Source organism: Cupriavidus sp. SIMBA_020 (genome assembly GCF_046535395.1).
GTDB lineage: Bacteria > Pseudomonadota > Gammaproteobacteria > Burkholderiales > Burkholderiaceae > Cupriavidus > Cupriavidus campinensis.
In genome coordinates, this window is record NZ_JAWRWU010001382.1 from 1 (window position 1) to 246 (window position 246).

General features: G+C 56.5%; 1 protein-coding gene. It reads right to left on the bottom strand.

The features are described 5' to 3' along the window. The coding region (locus SB751_RS34035) for a PAAR domain-containing protein (protein ID WP_410749502.1) at nucleotides 1-138 on the bottom strand (138 nt) is incomplete at its 3' end. Nucleotides 139-246: the final 108 nt, after the last annotated feature.

Genomic DNA, 246 nt, shown 5'->3' on the forward strand with positions numbered 1-246 from the left:
CGATTTACAGCCTTCGCACCAGACCTTTGCTCCGATAAACGTAATCGGTATGCCGCGGTGCGTGCAGTTTTCTGCGCCCTCCAGGACAATACCTCCCGCCGTGGATTTATCGCCTAGCCTCAACAGATAACGCCTCATGTGCGTGCCTTCGTTCGATTACAGGTATGGAAACCGTGCAGATACGCGACCGGCACAGTCACGACGGACCCTCCGCCGCTAACCGGTAATCGTCGGATTACGCAAGGG